At 38.9% G+C, this 20,329-nt stretch carries 11 protein-coding genes; 2 read left to right on the top strand and 9 right to left on the bottom strand.

The features are described from left to right. Window position 1: 1 nt before the first annotated feature. Window positions 2-1,342 carry a Trk system potassium transporter TrkA gene (gene trkA / locus DXB58_RS00920; protein WP_009000401.1) on the top strand — a complete coding sequence of 447 codons (1,341 nt, stop codon included), beginning with the start codon at window positions 2-4 and terminating at the stop codon, window positions 1,340-1,342. Window positions 1,343-1,455: 113 nt separating this feature from the next. After that, window positions 1,456-2,907 (top strand): TrkH family potassium uptake protein, encoded by a 1,452-nt coding sequence (locus tag DXB58_RS00915; protein WP_122135602.1) that lies wholly within the window; start codon window positions 1,456-1,458, stop codon window positions 2,905-2,907. A gap of 370 nt (window positions 2,908-3,277) precedes the next feature. On the opposite strand, the gene DXB58_RS00910 is transcribed toward DXB58_RS00915, so the two are convergent. The 9 genes from DXB58_RS00910 to DXB58_RS00870 all read right to left on the bottom strand — a co-directional run bounded on the left by DXB58_RS00910 (window position 3,278) and on the right by DXB58_RS00870 (window position 20,326). Next, window positions 3,278-4,660, bottom strand: a complete 1,383-nt coding sequence (locus DXB58_RS00910; protein ID WP_122135601.1) for an SGNH/GDSL hydrolase family protein — start codon at window positions 4,658-4,660, stop codon at window positions 3,278-3,280. Between the two features lie 89 nt (window positions 4,661-4,749). After that, window positions 4,750-6,291: a family 43 glycosylhydrolase gene (locus DXB58_RS00905; RefSeq protein WP_122135691.1), complete on the bottom strand. Its 1,542-nt coding sequence runs from the start codon at window positions 6,289-6,291 to the stop codon at window positions 4,750-4,752. A gap of 11 nt (window positions 6,292-6,302) precedes the next feature. Then, window positions 6,303-7,436, bottom strand: coding sequence for a glycoside hydrolase family 130 protein (locus DXB58_RS00900; RefSeq protein ID WP_122135600.1), 1,134 nt, complete (start codon window positions 7,434-7,436; stop codon window positions 6,303-6,305). Window positions 7,437-7,475: 39 nt separating this feature from the next. Continuing rightward, entirely contained in the window at window positions 7,476-9,632 is a 2,157-nt protein-coding gene (locus DXB58_RS00895) for a GH92 family glycosyl hydrolase (protein WP_122135599.1), read from the bottom strand. Between the two features lie 17 nt (window positions 9,633-9,649). Beyond that, complete coding sequence (locus DXB58_RS00890) at window positions 9,650-11,923, bottom strand: GH92 family glycosyl hydrolase (RefSeq protein WP_122135598.1); 2,274 nt, start codon at window positions 11,921-11,923, stop codon at window positions 9,650-9,652. A 49-nt stretch (window positions 11,924-11,972) separates the two neighbouring features. After that, window positions 11,973-13,961, bottom strand: a complete 1,989-nt coding sequence (locus DXB58_RS00885) for a sialate O-acetylesterase (protein ID WP_122135597.1) — start codon at window positions 13,959-13,961, stop codon at window positions 11,973-11,975. 155 nt (window positions 13,962-14,116) lie between these two features. Then, window positions 14,117-15,433, bottom strand: a complete 1,317-nt coding sequence (locus DXB58_RS00880; RefSeq protein WP_233527205.1) for a DUF5005 domain-containing protein — start codon at window positions 15,431-15,433, stop codon at window positions 14,117-14,119. A 24-nt stretch (window positions 15,434-15,457) separates the two neighbouring features. Next, a complete protein-coding gene (locus DXB58_RS00875; protein ID WP_122135595.1) occupies window positions 15,458-18,544 on the bottom strand; it encodes a TonB-dependent receptor in 3,087 nt (1,028 codons plus the stop codon). Between the two features lie 6 nt (window positions 18,545-18,550). After that, the gene (locus DXB58_RS00870) at window positions 18,551-20,326 is read right to left on the bottom strand and encodes a RagB/SusD family nutrient uptake outer membrane protein (RefSeq protein WP_199487906.1); all 1,776 of its coding nucleotides are present in this window, start codon (window positions 20,324-20,326) and stop codon (window positions 18,551-18,553) included. Between the last annotated feature and the right edge of the window lie 3 nt (window positions 20,327-20,329).

The following is a 20,329-nucleotide window of genomic DNA, read 5'->3' as shown; positions in this document are numbered from 1 at the left end:
CATGAAGATTATTATTGCCGGTGCCGGCAACGTAGGCACCCATTTGGCCAAGCTGTTATCGCGCGAGAAGCAAGATATCATCTTGATGGATGATGACGAAGAGAAACTAAGTGCTCTTAGTGCCAATTTTGACTTGCTGACTGTTGCCGCTTCTCCTTCTTCCATCTCCGGATTGAAAGAAGTGGGCGTCAAAGAAGCCGACCTGTTTATCGCAGTCACACCGGACGAAAGCCGTAACATGACTGCCTGTATGCTGGCTACCAATCTGGGAGCTAAAAAGACAGTGGCACGTATCGACAATTACGAATATCTTCTGCCCAAAAATAAAGAGTTTTTCCAGAAGCTGGGAGTCGATTCTCTGATTTACCCGGAAATGCTGGCTGCGAAAGAAATCGTATCTTCCATGCGTATGAGCTGGGTACGCCAATGGTGGGAGTTTTGTGGAGGTTCTCTGGTTCTGATTGGTACGAAGATGCGCGAAAAGGCTGAAATCCTGAATATACCGCTGCATCAGCTAGGCGGTCCTAACATACCTTATCACGTAGTAGCCATCAAACGCGGAACGGAGACGATTATTCCCCGCGGAGACGATGTCGTTAAATTGCATGATATTGTTTATTTCACCACTACCCGCAAGTATATTCCTTATATTCGTAAGATAGCCGGCAAGGAAGATTATGCCGACGTACGCAATGTGATGATTATGGGGGGAAGCCGTATCGCAGTCCGTACCGCACAATATGTGCCGGACTATATGCAGGTGAAAATAGTTGATAATGACCTGAACCGTTGTAACCGCCTGACAGAGTTACTGGATGATAAGACAATGATTATCAACGGAGATGGTCGCGACATGGATTTGCTCATCGAAGAGGGACTAAAGAATACCGAAGCATTTGTTGCTCTGACCGGTAACTCGGAAACAAATATTCTAGCCTGTCTCGCCGCTAAACGTATGGGAGTGGAAAAGACGGTGGCAGAAGTGGAGAATATCGACTATATCGGTATGGCGGAAAGTCTTGACATCGGTACTGTTATCAATAAAAAAATGATTGCTGCCAGCCATATCTACCAAATGATGTTGGATGCCGACGTGTCTAATGTGAAATGTCTTACTTTTGCCAATGCGGACGTTGCTGAATTCACTGTACCGGAAGGTGCTAAAATCACCAAACACCTGATTAAAGACCTGGGACTCCCAAAGGGTACTACCATCGGAGGAATGATCCGCAACGGAGAAGGTATCTTGGTGACGGGTGATACACAAATCCGTCCCGGCGACCATGTAGTCGTATTCTGTCTGAGTATGATGATTAAAAAGATTGAGAAGTTCTTTAATTAAGTATTAAGTATCAGGTATTAAGTATTAGTCGGTGAAAACGAGTTGCTACGGTTAATACTTAATACCTGATACTTAATACCTGATACTTAATACCTGATACTTAATACTAGTTTATGATTAATTCAAAGATGATATTCCGGATTCTGGGCTTTCTGCTTCTGATAGAAACAGCGATGCTGTTATGTTGTGGAGCGGTCTCTCTTTTTTATAAGGAGAATGACTTGCAGAGTTTCCTGATTTCATCTGCTGTCACAGCCTGTATTGGCTTTCTGCTGCTTGCCATCGGGAAAGACGCAGTGAAATCCCTGAATCGCCGCGATGGATATGTCATCGTCAGCGCAGCATGGGTTACCTTTTCCCTTTTCGGAATGTTACCTTATTATATAGGAGGATATATTCCCAATGTTGCGGATGCATTTTTTGAAACGATGTCCGGATTTAGCAGTACAGGTGCCACTATTCTGAACAATATAGAGTCGATGCCCCACGGAATACTTTTCTGGCGGGCTATGACGCAATGGATAGGTGGTTTGGGTATTGTATTCTTCACCATTGCTGTTCTGCCGATTTTCGGTGTGGGCGGAATTCAGGTGTTCGCAGCAGAAGCCAGCGGACCTACTCATGATAAAGTGCATCCCCGCATTGGCATCACTGCTAAATGGATTTGGGGTATTTATGCCGGAATGACAGGAACACTGATTATTTTATTAATAGGTGGTGGCATGAGTATATTCGATAGTATATGTCATGCTTTTGCAACGACCAGTACCGGTGGGTTCTCCACGAAACAGGCCAGCATTGAATATTACCATTCACCTTACATAGACTATGTAATTTCCATTTTCATGTTCCTTTCAGGAATTAACTTCACATTGCTGCTGTTGATGTTTAATGGGAAGATTAAGAAGTTCCTACATGATGCGGAACTGAAGTTCTACTTTATTTGTGTTTCATTCTTCACTCTATTCATTGCTATCTGGCTCCATCAGACTTCTTCTATGGGAGTAGAGGAGGCATTCCGGAAATCGCTTTTCCAAGTGATTTCATTGCAAACTTCTACGGGATTCGTCACAGCTGACTATATGCTCTGGCCTTCTATCCTCTGGGGCTGCCTCATCATTGTGATGATTATCGGAGCTTGTGCCGGCAGTACAACAGGAGGTATCAAGTGTATTCGTATGGTTATTCTGTTTCAAGTAGTGAAAAATGAATTCAAACATATTCTTCACCCTAACGCCATACTCCCGGTGCGGGTAAATAAGCAAGTTATTTCCCCTTCCATTCAGTCTACTGTATTGGCTTTCACCTTTTTGTATGTAGTTATTGTTATCATCAGCGTGCTTGTCATGATGGGCTTAGGAGTCGGTTTTCTGGAATCAATAGGAACCGTAATCTCAAGCATAGGTAATATGGGACCAGGCCTCGGCACATGTGGCCCGGCTTTCTCATGGAGTACATTGCCCGATGCTGCCAAATGGCTGCTTTCTTTTTTAATGCTCTTGGGACGCTTGGAATTGTTTACAGTATTATTGCTTTTCACTTCCGATTTCTGGAAGAAGAGTTAAAGAAGAGGAAGAGAGGCAGCTTTCGTTAGAAAATAGGAAGATAATTGGCTGCATCCGGAGATAAGAAAGAGAAGGTATGAGCATTATCAAACTATTAAAAGGTATTACCTTATTATAATCCATTACCTAACAACAACTTATCAACTTATATTTCTCAACTATTCTCATGCCTTTGAGAATTTTTTCTCATCGCTATGAGAACTTTTTCTCAAAGGTATGAGAAAAAATGCTCATCATAATGAGAATAATTTCTCATTATGATGAGCATATACTTCCCTGTGTACTTCCCTGCTAATGGTTATCCGAATAACCTGATGATAATCGCTGTTCCCTGATAATGATTACAGTCATTAGCATCATTGCTTTTGTTTTAAATCTTTCTTAGCAGAATCTTTCTCACTACAGGTTTATTAACCTCATAAATCTTATTGATAAGAACATCCATTTCCTGTTCACGAGCATCACGAACAGCATCAAACATCATTTTGGTATAGCCATCCCGGTGTCCTTTCAGCCAGCCATTTTTATCCAAATTCTCATCCATAACCTTAATAGCTTGTCTGTCATTGGCAAAAAGTAAGCCTTTTTGTTGGAAAAAAGCAAATTGAGTCCATGCATATTCTCTAAATGTTCTTTCAATTTCCCAACGATATTCATTCAAATGCATCACTGTCAATGCCTGCTGATATTGGGGTGTTTTTGATTCAGCAGCTAAATTGATACCTTTTGCCAAATCATCTCCACTCCATGTTCCGATTTCCTCATCATCTATCAACAGTTTATAATCGCCTTTCAGACCTGTAACTTTCAAAACTTCACGATTCATTTCATCCATAAAAGGAATAACTTTCATAGCTTCTGCCTGTCCCTTTTTCTGTCCCCATCCACGAGCAATAGTATCCAGAGGATAAGGAAGTGCTTTTGCCAAATAATCAAAACTCAAATCTTTTCCGTTTTTCTTAATATTTGAGATTGTACAATTCTCTGCTTTAACAGCCTGTTTTTTATTAGCATTAATCTCCATATCTGCTACTTCTTTACCCACAAATCCCTGTGCTTTCAAGAAAAGATACGCCATCACCATGTGACCATCATTATCAGGATGAATACGGTCATTACCACAAAGAGTAAATGCCGGGTCTTTCTGTTGGTTCTGTTGATTCAGAGCAACCATAGGAGCATTTAAATCGGTAAACTCCCAATTATTTCTTGCTGCAGATTCTTTCTGGTACTCAACGATACGTTTGATGGTTTCATTCTTTGTTTTAAACGGTGCATTTTCTTTCAGTTGTGCAGTTTCATCATAAGGTGAAGTTCCAACCATCACAATGCGAGTATTAGGAAGCTCTTTGAAACGTTTCTCCATTTGCTGGTAGTTCTTAATACTTTCCTGATATTTTTGTTCGCCGAATTCTTTTGGATTATCGCCATTGTATTCAAAATATCCGGAGTCATTCATACCAAAAGTAACCATCAATACAGAAGGCCTCATTGGGAAAATGTCACCATCTAATCGCTTGTTCATATCGTATGCCGTATCACCGCCGATACCACCATTAAGTATACGGATAGGCATATCCGGGAAACGAGTCATATAATACAACCAAATGTAGGAATGATAATGACCACCATCCGTGATACTATTTCCTAAAAATACAGCTCTTTCACCCTCTTTAAAAGGTTTCACAGTTTGAGCAAATGTAGCAGTATATGTCATACAAACTGCTGCAATCAATACAAAAAACTTTTTCATGTCTTGATATCTTTTTTTACAAATACTATAAGTTAATATACATTGTTTCATTCACCTTCATCTGACTTACTCATTCATCTTCCTATTATTCATTTCAAGTTTCTCATTTTGAAATAAGCAAATTCTGCTGGAATACTTTCTGCACCACAATGAAATAATCCCGGACGTTGTACTCTATCCCAACGCGTCAGAAATTCTCCTTTCAAAGGAGTATCCAATATCGCTTTCCATGTTTTTCCATCCTTACTTTCGTAGAAGTTAAAAATACAACCCTGTTCTACCTCCATCTTCAGATAAATGTCTTTATCAGTAGTGACACTGGATTCATGAAGTATTGATTCTGAATTGTCTTTCAGCATTTTCAACTGCAATTTATTTCCTTTGACTCCCCAAGTTAGCAAATTCTTATCATCGCCATACAAAGTTAACCCCTGCAAACTTTCATTCGTACGAATCACTTTTGTTTCACAACTATAGTGTGAAGATTGTGGACGTAAGCATAATGCAGTACCCTGTTTATTGTCTTTTTTCGGAGTGCCGGACAGGGAAAGTTTTCCTTTCTTTAATGCAATATTTACATCCGAATAAGGATAGTTCCACGTCCAGTCAATTTTTAATTTACTATCTTGAAAGCGATCTTCAAAGTCTGCAAGAGGTTTCTGCCGAGTTGTTTTAAAAGGTATGGGCTGCTTAACAACGGCAATATTACCCGTTTTAAAACGCACCCAATGATCTGCTGTCACCTCCATTTCCTGTAAAACAGGTTGGCGTCCGTTATAGAAGTTTTCTCCCTTTAAATAGGCATGGCACAAATAAAACATTCTCCCATCAGGAGTTTTTACCGCTGTACCATGCCCACATGAAATATAATCCCCCTCACCCCCATGCAAAATGGGATTTCCGGCATATTTTTCATACGGTCCACAGAAGTTTTTGGAACGTGCCACATATACATCGTAGTTACTAGAGGGACCACAGCAACCGTGAGCCGAATAGACGATGTAATAATAATCGCCTTGTTTGAAATGATACTGCCCCTCCATGCCTATCTCTTCCTCATCTACCAACAGAGAAAAAGGTTCACCCTCCAAACGTAATCCGTCGGCAGAAAGTTTACTTCCCAGCAGTTCTGTCGGACGTTTGTCCAATCCATACGCCTTCCAACTAATATACAACTGTCCATTGTCATCATAGATAAACGCATCAATAGCCTCTGTTCCATAGATTACTATGGGACCATGATCGGTAAACTCATGTAAAGGAGAATCCGAGGTAGCTACTCCAATATAAGAAACACCGGTACTTTTCTGACGGGCAGTATAGTAGCAATAGACTTTATTATTGTGATAATACAACTCCGGTGCCCAGAATGAGTTTGAAGTCCAGGAGGGTTGTTTGGAAAAAATATGTCCCACCTGTTTCCAATTAACCATATCTTTGGACGTGAATACCGGATAAAAAGGAGCCCACTCGGAAGATGTTCCTGTAGCATAATATATATCATCTATCCGGATCATAGACGGATCGGGTATATCACCCCGGATAACCGGATTCATAAAGTATTGTTGTTCTTGCGCTGCAAGTTGCAGCGCAAGACACATACCCAACAGAAAGTTTATCATCTTCTTCATGAACATTTTCTTTATTTTTTGAAAGGATCGTATATAGCGACCGCTACGCGAGAATCTGCACACCCATAATAGAGAAACCACTTCTGATTGTGGAACACCAGCCCCTCAATAAAGACTGTTCCGGCAGGATATTGTCCACTTTTCTCAAAATCTGATTCAGGAACATAGAACGGTTTATCCAAGCGATCAATCAGTTTGGTAGGATCTTTGCTATCAAATAGAGCTTGCCCCGCACAATAAGAATTTGCAGTATAAAGCGTATCCCCCTCTACACCCGATTTGTTCTTACCGTTATAAAACAACAGGATTCCTTTATCTGTCAGAATAGCGGGAGGACCACATTCGGTCAGATCACTATCAAATTTACCCGGACGGGGTAGTATGACTTTCAAGAATTCACCATTTTCATCCAACATCGGTTCCCAATTGATGAGGTCTGTGGAAGTAGCTACATTCACAAACTTTTCTCCCCAGTACATCCAATATTTCCCATCTACTTTGGCAATCACTTGTTTGCCATCAACTAATTTAGTCAGGATAGATGCAGACTTTGAAAATTCATCCACGAATCTTCCATCATAAGCTTTGGCAAAAGCCGGCCCATGCTTTTCCCAAGTTTGGAGATCACGTGAGGTGGCTACTGCCAAACGTGCCTGTTTACGGTTCCATTGTGTGTAATGCATTACATAAAGTCCGTCTTCTGTTACGGCAACACGTGGATCTTCACAACCGCCCGGATTTTCAAGTTCTTTTTGACTATCATTCGACGGATAAAATACAGGAACAGACATTCGTGTAAAATGGATTCCGTCAGAAGAAGAAGCATATCCCAAACGAGAAGTACGTGTTCCAATACCAATTGCCGAGTTGTCTTCAGCCCGGTAAAGCACTACAACTTTTCCATCATAAACAGTAGCAGCCGGATTGAATGTATCACTTGCCTCCCATGCCACTGAATCCTGCCTCATCGGACAATAGAAAATAGTAGTAGTATCAGGTGAGATAATTGGATTAATACCCTCCGGACGCTGGAAATCCACCCAAGCCCAATCAGGAAATTCGGATGTTTGTTTCTTCTCGCCGCATGAAGTAACGAATGCAGCAGCCATCAGTAGATAAGCTATGTTTTGTAGTTTTCTTTTCATTTTTACATTTGATATTAGTTGTTCCGACTTAATTTGTATTTAAGGGAAAGAAGGAGGTACCACTTTAGTTCCCCATTTCATATCAGGCTTGGCCGAAGTAGCAAAATCAATAGTACCACCGTTATTAAGTTGCTCCCAGTCTATCCATGTACTATCATACGGTTTGCCGTTCAACTTCATAGATTTGATATAGATATTCTTCTCGGAACCGCCTTTGATCACTATATCTCCTTTCTTCAAATGAACTTTCACTGATGAGAAAATCGGCGTATTGACCGTAAAGCCGCCTATTCCCGGTATTTCAGGATAAAGGCCGATACAAGCAAACACATACCAGGCACCCATCGTACCTAAATCATCATTACCCGGCAGACCGTCAATTTTACTTGAGTACTGTTCATTCAATACACGGTTAATAATTTCCTGTGTTTTATAGGGAGTTCCCACCCAATTGTATATCCAAGGGATATGGAAACTCGGTTCATTGCCGGACGCAAACCAAGCATCATTGTAACCTGCATCCAGGCGAGTGAAAAACTCATCCAGACGTTTCTCTGCAGCCTCTTTTCCACCAATTATATCAATCAAACCGGCAATGTCGTAAGGTACCATCCAGAAATAATTCTTATATGTTGATTCACGAAAATCTTCAGTCAGCGGTTTCCACGATCCATCCGGATTACGCGATTGCAACCAACCGGTTTCCGGATTATACAAATTCTTCCATGAACGTGCAAAATGGAAATAACGCCAACTCGCAAACTCATCCCCTACCGCATGTAATGCAAACTGTCCGATAGCAAAATCAGCAGACGTATATTCCAATTGGATAGAAGCATTATAATAACCTTTATCCAAATACTGTTTCAATCCCGGACGAGCCTCCACATCCTGCGACATTGCTCCCGGTTCTTCAGCTCCCTTTCTCATTATTTTGAAAATCGGCTTCGGATCATAATTACGGGCACCAAAAGCATAAGCATTGGAGATCAAGATAGGAGTTGGATCTCCTTGCATCACTCCCGTTTCAATATTAGCCATTACCCAACGTGGATAAGCACCGCCGGCTTCTTCAGCAAAGAGTTGGTGGGAAATCACAATATCAGAAGCGACTTCCGGATCAAGCATCGCTAATAACTGAATCTGCGTGCGATAAGTGTCCCAGTTGCTGAAAGAGGTGTAGTGTTTCGAACGTGACTTATGTACTTTGAAATCAGCTCCCATATACTCTCCGTTCACATCACTGCATACATTCGGATGGATAAATGAGCGATACAAATGAGTATAAAATTGAGTGGTACGGTCCGGATTAGAACCTTCTACTTCAATCTTGCCCAAGTAATGATTCCATTTGGATTCTGCCTGATTCTGAATCTGTAAGAAATCCCATCCGGCATTCTCTGCTTTCAGATTTTCACGTGCATTTTCAACAGAAACATAAGAGACACCAATCTTATACTGTATATTCTTCTTTTTGCTGACATCAAAAGTAAAATAAACTCCGGAATACTCTCCTTCAGCAAAAGTTGTATTTGGTTTCAGGTCGTCTCTCTTCCAAGTCCCCAATTCGAGAGCATCGGTATCAAACTCAGCTACGAAATAAACTTTATACGGTGTACGCAAACCACAGAAATTACCACCTTCCGCATATCCCTCACATTTATTTGGTGCAGTAATTACGACAGCTGCCTGCTCAATCGGGGTAGCAGAAATACCACCACCAATAATAACTGTACCATATTGTTGGTCTGCCGGATATTCATAACTTGCCATACCAGTTCTCTCAGTCACTGTCAGTTTGGCCTTGATATCTTCCTGCACCATTGCCTCATAATAACCTGCGTGTCCTTTTTCTTCAGAAATATTGATACGATAATTGAGTATGTTATCCGGAGACATCTTCAATTTACCTTTTACCGGAAAAGTCGGAAAGTTACCCATATGTTCACAGCCGCCACCACTCAACTGATTGATAACAAATCCGGAACGTTTAGAAAAGTAAGAAGGAGTAAACTGTACCATTCCATAAGGATAGGTGGCTCCGGGATAAAGATACCCCGAAGTCAGCCCAACACCTTTTGTCCCAATCAGCGTATTTACCTGACGGGCATAACTCTCCCCAGCTTTTTGTGCCAAGAGGTTTCCCCATCCTCCAATCAAAACCAATAATAAACCTATTAAAACTTTATTTTTCATATTATATTTCGTTATTTTTATTCTTTCGACAGAGAGAAAGGAGCAGCATGCTTTGACGTGCATCTCTCTTTATTCGGTTGTCCTCCCATTTCAAAACGAAGTGTGCCACCGTCTGCTATATCATCATATTTGATGAAATTCTTATCCAAAACACGTCCATTCAAAGTGGCAGACTGAATATAGACATTCTTTTTACTGTTATTGTTTGCCTCAATCACAAACTTATTGCCATTTTCCAGTGTTATAGTGGCCTTCTTAAACAACGGGCTACCAATCACATATTCATCTGTACCCGGACAAACTGCATAAATACCTAATGAACTTAATATATACCAAGATGACATACCACCTTGATCTTCATCACCGGGATATCCTCTTTCAGTTGAGTTATAGAGTCTTTCAACAATCTGACGTACCCAATACTGAGTTTTCCATGGCTGACCAGCATAGCTATACAAATAAGGCATGTGCTGAATCGGCTGATTACCATGTGCATACTGTCCCATACCTGCAATCTCCATTTCTTTCATTTCATGGATTACTCCTCCGTAAGTTCCCGGTTTAATAGTACTAGGCAGAGTAAACACCGAATCTATTTTTGTAGTAAACTTCTCATCACTTCCAAACAGACCTATCAATCCCTCTACATCATGGAACACTGACCAGGTATAATGCCAAGCATTACCCTCACAGAAAGGTCCACCCCATTCCAGCGGATCAAACGGTTCCTGCCATTTGCCATCGACTCCTTTTCCACGCATAAAACCGATAGACGGATCAAATACATTCTTATAGTTGTACATCTGACGGGCAAACACTTCCTGATAATGTTTGTTTCCGACCATCTTAGCCAGCTGATAACCACAGAAATCATCATAAGCATATTCCATGGTCTGGGCACTCGAGCCCATCGATTCCGGATAAGGAACATATCCCAGTTCAAAATATTCTTTCCAGAAGCCGCGTCCGTTGGCTCCTCCCCAGGGACCTTTATTCATCGCTTCGTGTGCGTATGCTTTTAATGCTTTTTCAGGATCGAAAGTGCGGATACCTTTTGCCCATGCGTCTGCCAACAAAGAAATAGAATGGTTACCCAACATACCTCCCGTTTCTCCGGGAGCCGACCAAGATGGCAACCATCCACACTGTTCCTGTGCAGCAAGTAAAGCATTCATATAACGCCCCTGCATAGTAGGATGGAGAATATTGGTCAGTGGGAATTGAGAGCGGAAAGTATCCCAAAATCCATTATCCGTATACATATATCCGTCATATACTTTACCATCATAAGGACTATAATAATAAGGCTCTCCGTTCACTTTACGTTCGTAGAATTTGCGTGAGAAAAGGTTGGCACGGAACAGGCAAGAATAAAAAGTCTTCATTTGTTCTTCTGTGCCACCCTCCACTTGAATTCTGTTCAACAACTCATTCCAAGTCTTTTGTCCACGAGCTTTAGTAGCTTCCAGATTAGAATCTTTACCAAGTTCATTGTTCAAAGTAACCACGGCTTGTTCCGCACTGATATAGGAAGAAGCTGCCTTTGCTTGTACTTTAGAACCCTTTTTAAATTTGATATAAGCACCATAACCTTTACCCGCTCCCTCCTGCTTTTTAGCAAATATTTCATCCTTCTGATTTTCCCATACGCCATAATCTTCAAATGCTTTATCGAATTGTACAACGAAGTAGCTGCGGAATGTCTTGGAATTATTCACAAAACGCTGATTGTTCACCCAGCCGGATATTTGTCTCTTTGCAGGATCTATTTTGATCTCACTCATATCTGTATATCCGTCGATCACTAAATAAGCATCTCCAGTAGAAGGATAAGAAAAACGAAGATGTACGCCACGGGTAGTCGGTGCCATTTCGGTGGTAATGCCATTATTCAATGTTACTTTGTAATAGTGTGGCTTAGCGATTTCATTGTCATGACTAAATTTCGTAGCCCGTTTATCTTGATTAACAACCAATTCTCCCACCATCGGCATAAAGGAATATACTGCATAATCACTCATCCACGGGCTACATTGATGTGACTGGCAGAATCCTCTGATAGCATCTACCGCATACTGATACTTCCATCCTTCTCCATTTTTTCCGGTTTGTGCCGACCACGTATGCATAGCATAAGGCATACCGGTAGTAGGGTAGGTATTTCCGTAGCTTAACCCGAAATGGGAATCAGTGCCCTGCAACGTATTGACATATTGCACTAAATCTTTCGCTTGGGCATATATTCCTGTCGAAATAAAAAGAAAAATTACTAGATTGATTAGTTTTCTCATGACTATTCTTTAATGTGTGACTTAGTATTTTACTGATAAATCAAATAAATCATTTATTACCAAAAGTAATTCCCGGCCAATCATCGGTACGGAAAGGAGATGCCGGAAGATTAGCTCCATTATACAAATTACAGATCGGATTATCGGCCCATGCATATCTAACTGCTATCGGAAAAGTAACTTCCGGTGAAGATACAACAATGGTATTACCCTCAATCACAGCATCTGCCCAATAAAATTTATGATCAACACCAGCAATAGTAAACCCTTTAATTACTTCATTATTTGCAGTCTTCAACCCACCATCTGTATGTTTGAAATAGATACGAATTTTATTACCTTCAATCTGATAAGTATCATACATTGGACCGGAATATGGTATTTTCTCACCATAAGTCTGCGCCCGTGCAGCCAATGCCAAACGTCTGCCGACTTCCTGCTTATTCTTCGGATGAATATCAAAAGCATCACCTATATCAATGGTCACAGCCATTCCTGTATTTTCAAGATTCAATGTACGTGTTTGAGCCTCTCTCAATTCAGCCCAGGTAGCATCCACAGGGACTGTCTGTTGAGCTGTAAAGCTGGCAAGTTGTACCATATAAAAAGGAAAATCATATCCCCAACGATTCCGCCAGTCAGTAATCATCAGTGGCATCAACTCACGATATTGATATGCTTGTCCGGTATTGGCCTCTCCTTGATACCAGATGGCTCCCTTTATACTATAAGGAATCAACGGATGCAGCATTGCATTAAATAAGAAACCGGGAATATTCGGTTCATGAGCTGTATTTACAGGCATTTGTGGAATATCCTTTATATTCAAAGAAACCTGATATTTCCAATCACCAGCCAACTGCATAATATCTGATTGAGAACGATGAAGCGAGATACTTTCAGGGCTTCCATTTATACCACCTGTGCCTCCAGTATCCATCACACGCACGGCAATCACAGCTTTACCGCTTTTCACTAACTCTTTGGGTATCTTATAGCTTCTAGGGGCCATCCATCCCTCGGTATGTCCTACTTGTACGCCATTAAAATAGGTGAAATCATTATCATCAATTACCCCAACATTCAACGTCAGTTCTTTACCTTCCCATTTTGCCGGAATATCTATTGTTTTTCTAAACCAAACAATACCATTAAAGCCTTTCAAACCTTGGTCTTGCATTAACCCCGGCACTCTCATTGTTTTCCATGCACTATCTTCAAAATCCGTGACTGCCCATACGGCCCTACCATTCACAAAACCTTTGTCAATCTTTTCAATTTCTTTCTTCCAGTCTTCCACATCTGAATGGAATTTCTTTTCACGATCTTCGGAAGAAATCGGAAGTCCTTCCAGTACCTCCAGTTTCTTCTGCATATCCGGCATGGTTGCCAAAGCCTCTTTACTCGTCCATGTTTCAATATAGGTACCTCCCCAGGAAGTATCTATCAGTCCGATTGGCACATTTTGATACTTATGCAAATCACGTCCGAAAAAATAACCGGCTGCGGAAAAGTCTGCCACACTTTTTGAAGAACAAACCTGCCAACCATTACCAGCTGCTTTAATGTCATTTATTGGTAACGGACTTGTTGCTTTCTCTACCAACAAGAAACGAATATTCGGATAATTGTTCGCTTCCTCTTTTTCTTGTTGATAGTTCATTACTTTACCCCAACCTTCTACCTGCATTTCCATATTGGATTGGCCGGAACATACCCATACCTCTCCAATCATCACATTATTCAACTTTACAGGTTTCCCGTCAGAAATAGTTATCGTATATGGTCCTCCAGCTACTGGAGTATCCACTTTTATTTTCCAGCCTCCTTGTACATCAGCTTGGGTAACATACTTTCTCTGATCCCATGAGGTAGTAATTTCTACTTTCTTATTAGGTTTAGACTTTCCCCATATAGGAGCTTCAGATTTCTGTTGTAACACCATATTATTAGAAAATAATGGTGATAATTTTACTTGTGCATAAACATTAGTAACAAACAATAGATACCATAAAACACAGACTAAAACTTTTTTCATTTCCATTCTTCATTAATTATATGACATATGACGAACAAAACTTTATTTACCATTAATTAATCAACCAAATATCAGCTTTAAATAATCAAAAAAAGAACCATTTCTTATATTTATAAAAAATGGTTCTTTTATTTTCTTTTCTAAATCAATAAGAGTTATTCTTCATAAACTTTTTCCCAATTATATACACGGTAGAAAAAAGGACGATAATAATCTGCACTACCTACAGCATTGAAATTATCCCAAAAACTTTTAGGATCTGTATTTGTAGAAAAGACCAATTCACCATTACGTGATAAATGCGGATGTAAGTTTATCATATATAAATTCTGATAAGTTTGATCACCTAGCTTATCCAAAAAATCCGAAAATCCAAATAATCTCTTACAATCGACAAAAGGTCCATATGGCTTATCACTGCGGAAAATATACATTTCTCGTCCAAACCATTTAGCTTGTGCTAACATATAATAAGTATCTCCTTTTTTAAATACCCATGGCATACTACAATCTGTTTCCTGGATTCTAGAACGCTTAACCTCTTCCTCTGTAGGATAAGTACTCTGCCAAGAAAAATTACCTTGCTCATCACCTACATAATACTCCCATGGACTGGTAAGATCATGTCTGGCCGTACGAGCTACCAACATATCATAATTATTATATGAACCATATAAATAAATATGCCCATCCTCGTCTTCCCATAAGGTAGAACCATATCCATATATATCAACATCATTAAAATGATGATCAGCACTAATCAGCTTCATGTAACTATCATCTCCCGGGGTTCCTTCCAAACTATAAGTTGCTAAGCAAATTCCTTCATGTCTCATCAAAGCTTCTGAATTTGTATTATCAACCCCATTCCAGAGTACCTGTAACTGATTGTTACACACAGTAGCATCACCTGCCCAATATAACCAATCTTGATCAATCTCTCCTTCCTGAATCTTGTCCTCAGTTAAGCTTGCTTTCGGATGACGAATATGAGTACGAGCCTGATAATAACGAGGGGCATCAGGATCAGTAGTCTGTACAAAATCAGCTAACCATACAAGATTTTCCTCTTCATCTCCAGGTGTTTGTACCATTATAGTATTACGTGGAAAGCTACAATCTCCACGTGCACGAGTTTCTCCATCCACTACTCCATAAAAGCTATCATTAAATGACCAAAATGCATTTCCATCAGGTAGCAAAGTCGTCAACACACCGTCTCCGCCATTCCAACCTAAAGTTCGAGTAAACAGCTTATCATACTTTTTATCCTTAAAAGCCATCACATAGCCATTAGTTTCCATCAATTCTAATTCCCATGCAGGATCAATACCATTCAAAACCGCTTCTTGCGCCTCCTCTAATGGAGTACTTTTATACTCCAAAGGAATTGCTTCAAATTTATCGCAAGCTCCGAATATTCCACACATCAAAAGAAGTGAAAAAATCCTTCTACTTTTATATCTATTCATATTTATTTCCATTTAATCATTAAACTAGAATGTTAATTGTACACCAAGATTCACTACACGCTGGTTCATATAAGCATCACCTGCTGTGTTTGTTTTGATTTCGGGATCTTGTTGGTACTTATCATAACCTGTAAATGTCAGTAAATTATAAGCATTCACATAGAAACGAATATTATCCACATATTTCGGCAATACCTTCTTAGGAAGTTGATACCCTAAATCTATAGTTTTCAAACGAATATACCAAGCATTTATTAACCAAAAATCAGACATATAAGTACTAGCACTATTTATAGTAGAAGGATTGGTCGTCAAACGAGGGAAAGTAATTTCTTCTCCATTTTGATAACGTTCTAATGTCCAACGTCCAGTATGAATAGGTTGAAACTGGCTTTTAAATGATTCTATACCAGTACCATTGATAGCGAAACTATAATCAAATGAACCTTGAAATAACACATTAAAACTAAATCCTTTCCAATATCCTCCAATTGACCATCCTAAAGTAGTCGTAGGCAAATTAGGCTTACCAATAGCTCCTTTATCAAAATCATCAATAGAACCATCACCATTTAAATCAGCATATTTCAAGTCACCAGCCTGAACTGGAATATCTGTATAAGGCACAGCCGGTGCCTTAATAGTAGGATCAGTCTTTGCTGCATTGATCAATTCAATATCTTCTGGAGTATAATAACCTATCCATTTATATCCAAATGGTTGATTTAACGGTTTCCCAGTTTCTGCCAACCATGGATATTTCTGTTGAGCTTCTGCTTTAAAATCAACTTTATTCTTTGCATAAGAAAATACTAAACTTGTATTAAAGTCAAATTCTCCAAAACGATCCTGATAACCAATCTGTCCGTCAAATCCTTGATTAGTAGTTCTTGCTACATTACTCGGAGCATATCCTATACCTATTATTAGAGGAACATCAGCTCTTGTTACCAATTGATCATATCGTTTATCCAAGAAATAGTCAAGAGTAAACGATACCTTATTAAATAAGTTCATATCTAAACCGACATCAAATTTCTTAGCCTTCTCCCAAGTTACACTAGGAGCCCCTAAATCACCTTCCTTGATCACTGGAGTATCACTAGGATAGTCACCAAAAGGATAATTTCCATTCTCTTGATATACTTGTTCATATAAATAGCGATTACCAGCAGCTACATCCGATCCTACCAATCCATAGGAAGCTCTGATTTTCAATAACTGAACATTTTTTTCTAACCAATCTACATTCTTAAAGAAATCTTCTTCTGAAATAGCATAACCTATACCAACAGCAGGGAAAAATCCAAAGCGATTATTTTTACCGAAACGGTCAGTTCCGTTATAAGCCATATTGAGATCAATTAAATATTTACTTTTATATTTATATCCCATTGTTAAAGTATAGCCTTCAAAATTGTTAGGAACAGCCGCATCCTTTTCATTTGTCGTACTCTGACGATTATACAAGAACATAGCATTCACATCATGGTCACCATTAAAAACACGTGCATAATTTAACGAAGCTTGAATATTCAAGTCTTTCGTAGCCTGTTCTGTACCACTAGTCACTGAATATGTTCCATAATCATATTTCTTATTAGGATTAATCTCATATTCATTAGATGACGAATTATAATAGTATGTTGGATAATCTCCGCGATGCGCCTGACGATAATTTTCATCTACACTCGAATAAGCCAAACGAAAATTAGCAGCAAGTCCTTGTGTTAAAAAATCCATCTTCCAAGTGGCTCCATACAAAATATTATTATCATTACGACGAGTACGTTTATAACCTTCGTTTGCCAAACGAGCATTCAAAGTTGGTTTATATCCCTCCGTATCCCGCAGATAAGCATAAGAACCATTAGGATTCAATACCGGAGCAGAATAAGGATGCATTTTGGAAAAGTCATATATCTCCCCCGTTGCATTCATATTACACGGCTCATTGATATTCATAAACCGTGAAGATACGTCCAAACGCATATTTAAATTATCTGTTACATCAAAATCGATATTAGTACGATAATTGAAACGACGATAAAAATAATTAGAATTTACATCATTACCTTTTGTTCCAAAATCTTTTACCATACCATCTTGAGTAAAATAACCGGCAGAGACAAAATATCTTAATCGCTTAGATCCTCCAGAAATATCCACATTCACATTTTCCTGGAAAGCGCTCTTCTTAAAGATCTCATCATACCAATTGACATCAGGATGACCATACGGATCAGTATGATCTCTAAATGCCATTATATCTTTTTTAGAAAATAATCTAGGCATACCATCATTCTCATATGCTTCATTTACTAAGATAGCTGTATTATACGAATTTAAAAAGTCAGGAGTACGCACCGGTGTTTGTATACCTCCTTCTAATCGTACGTTGATCTGTGGTTTTCCTTCTTTTCCTCTTCTTGTTTTTACAACTAGTACACCATTAGCACCTTTAATACCATAAATTGCAGTTGTTGAAGCATCTTTCAAAATTGAAATACTTTCAATCTCATTTACATTAATTTGTGACAATTGTTCATATGTATACTGCACATCATCTACAATAATCAAAGGTTTGTTACCATCAGCATTTAAAGAACTCACACCACGAATAAAGAAGTCTGAAGCATCTTTACCTGGCTGTCCAGAGGACTGTTGACTAAAAAATCCCGGTAATTTTCCTGTTAAAGCATTTTGTAAACTACTAGTAGGTACATTTCGAATTTCACGTGCCTGTATCCCACTAACAGCTCCCGTCATTGTAATACGTTTTGCCTTACCATATGCTACCACCACCACTTCATCAAGGTCCGTCTGATCGGGTGCCAACTCTATGTTCCAAGAAGTTTGATTAGCTATTTTCAGTTCATATTTCTTAAAACCTATATAGGTAAATACCAATATATCTCCTTTATTCACTTTCAATTGATAATTACCATCAAAATCCGTAATTGTACCAATCGTAGCATTTTTCACCTTTACATTTACTCCTGGAAGCAATTCACCATCAGTGGAAGAGACCTTTCCTTTTACTGTCAACGATTGTGCAAAAGCAAACGTAAACAGGTTTATACTCAATAATATTAAAAATATTCTTTTCATAACATATTACCAATTCGGGTTTTGAATCATATTTCCATTCTTTATCACTTCTGAATACGGAATTGGATAGAAGTAACGCTTCGTATCAAATCCTGCAGAAAGCACATCCACTTCATAATAATTGGTTTTATTACCAACAATTTGAATACTCAAGCCTCTCAAAGGCTTTTTGAAAATAGTTTCTGCAATTCTCCAGCGTCGAATATCCCAATAACGTTGCTCTTCAAAAGCCATTTCAATTCTTCGCTCATTACGAATGATATCACGCATTTCAGTTGCATCGTAATTCTCAGGAGTAGGCAATCCATAATTATTATCATCTCCCGGTTCAATACCCGCCCTTTTGCGTAATTGTGCAAGACTATTGATCACTTCATTTTTATCAATAGTACCACCAGATAAAGCTACTTCATTCAATGCCTCTGCATAATTTAGCAAAACTTCACCATAACGATACATCACCCATAAATGAGTATCATCATCATAATTACTTGATGCTTGATAATCTTTCATAAATTTCGCAATATAATAGCATGTTCGACTATATTGTGCCCCAGAAGGATTATGCGTTCCACCTACTTGAGTATCAAGACTTGTATTCAACCATCTAGATCCATTATGCAATACAGTAAAATCCAACCGAGGATCACGATCCTTAAATGGGTCATCTACTGAATTATAAATATACTTAGTACTTTCCCCAGGTTTTTTACCATCTTTCATTAAAAAAGATTCTACTAAATTCTGCGTAGGATTAGTATTTCCATTACCTAAAGAGTTACCTGAAAACCCTAAAGGCCCATTAGCTGTCTCTACATTCTTATTTTTACCCACAGGACGGAAAAATATTAATTCAGGATTATTTCCACCATAAAAATTCACAAAAATATTACGATAGTCCTGTGCTAAGTTTAAGGTACCTTTTCCATTCGGTCCATATTGATCTATCAAATCTTTAGCAGCTTTAGCAGCTAAATTCCAACGTTCACTATTATAAGAGGCGTATCCTATCAACTCATTTCCTACTTCTAAAGGATTTTCATTAAATAAGGGACTAGCCGCGTATAATAACACTCTAGCTTTCATTGCCAAACAAGCCTCTTTAGTCGGCGTATGTGCAAATTCTGTAGCATCTGACATTGGTAACGACCGAAGATCGTCTTTTATTTCATCCAATTCACGGACAATATAATCAATGCATTGAGCAAATGTATTTCGCGGAAGCTGTACGTCATCCCCCAAAACATATACATTATCTCCCACCAAAGGAACACCTCCATAACGCTTCACTAACTCGAAATAGAAATGTGCTCTTAAAAAACGAGCCTCTGCCTTCATTGTATAGTTCAATGGTTTTGTTTCTCCTAACGCATTGACATATGTTAAATTAAAGGGTACCACATCTATGTTATTAATCAAAATATTCGCTTTACGAATTCCTTGATAATATTCTCCCCATTCCATATCTGTTAAACGAGAAACCGCAGAATAACGTCCCATAAATAATTTATAGACTTCCGGCTCATTATTATTAATAGAGATAGCATCATCTGAAGCAGCATCCAAAAAATCTCCATTTATACGATTATATCCACTATATAAATGTTCTAAATAGATGTTATTCAAAAAATATCGAGATTGTATCCCTGCCGAATCAACTTTTGAGAACAAATAATCAAGCGTAAATTGTTCTACCGGCTCTTTTTCATAGCCATCATTACAAGCTGATGCCATAAACAATAAGCCTACTCCTAAAAATGTTAAATATTTATTTCGTATCATACA

The organism is Bacteroides sp. OM05-10AA, from assembly GCF_003439055.1.
In the GTDB taxonomy this organism is placed as follows: domain Bacteria; phylum Bacteroidota; class Bacteroidia; order Bacteroidales; family Bacteroidaceae; genus Bacteroides; species Bacteroides intestinigallinarum.
The sequence above is the reverse complement of the archived record's forward strand: the minus strand, read 5'-3'. Positions and strand labels throughout refer to the sequence as shown.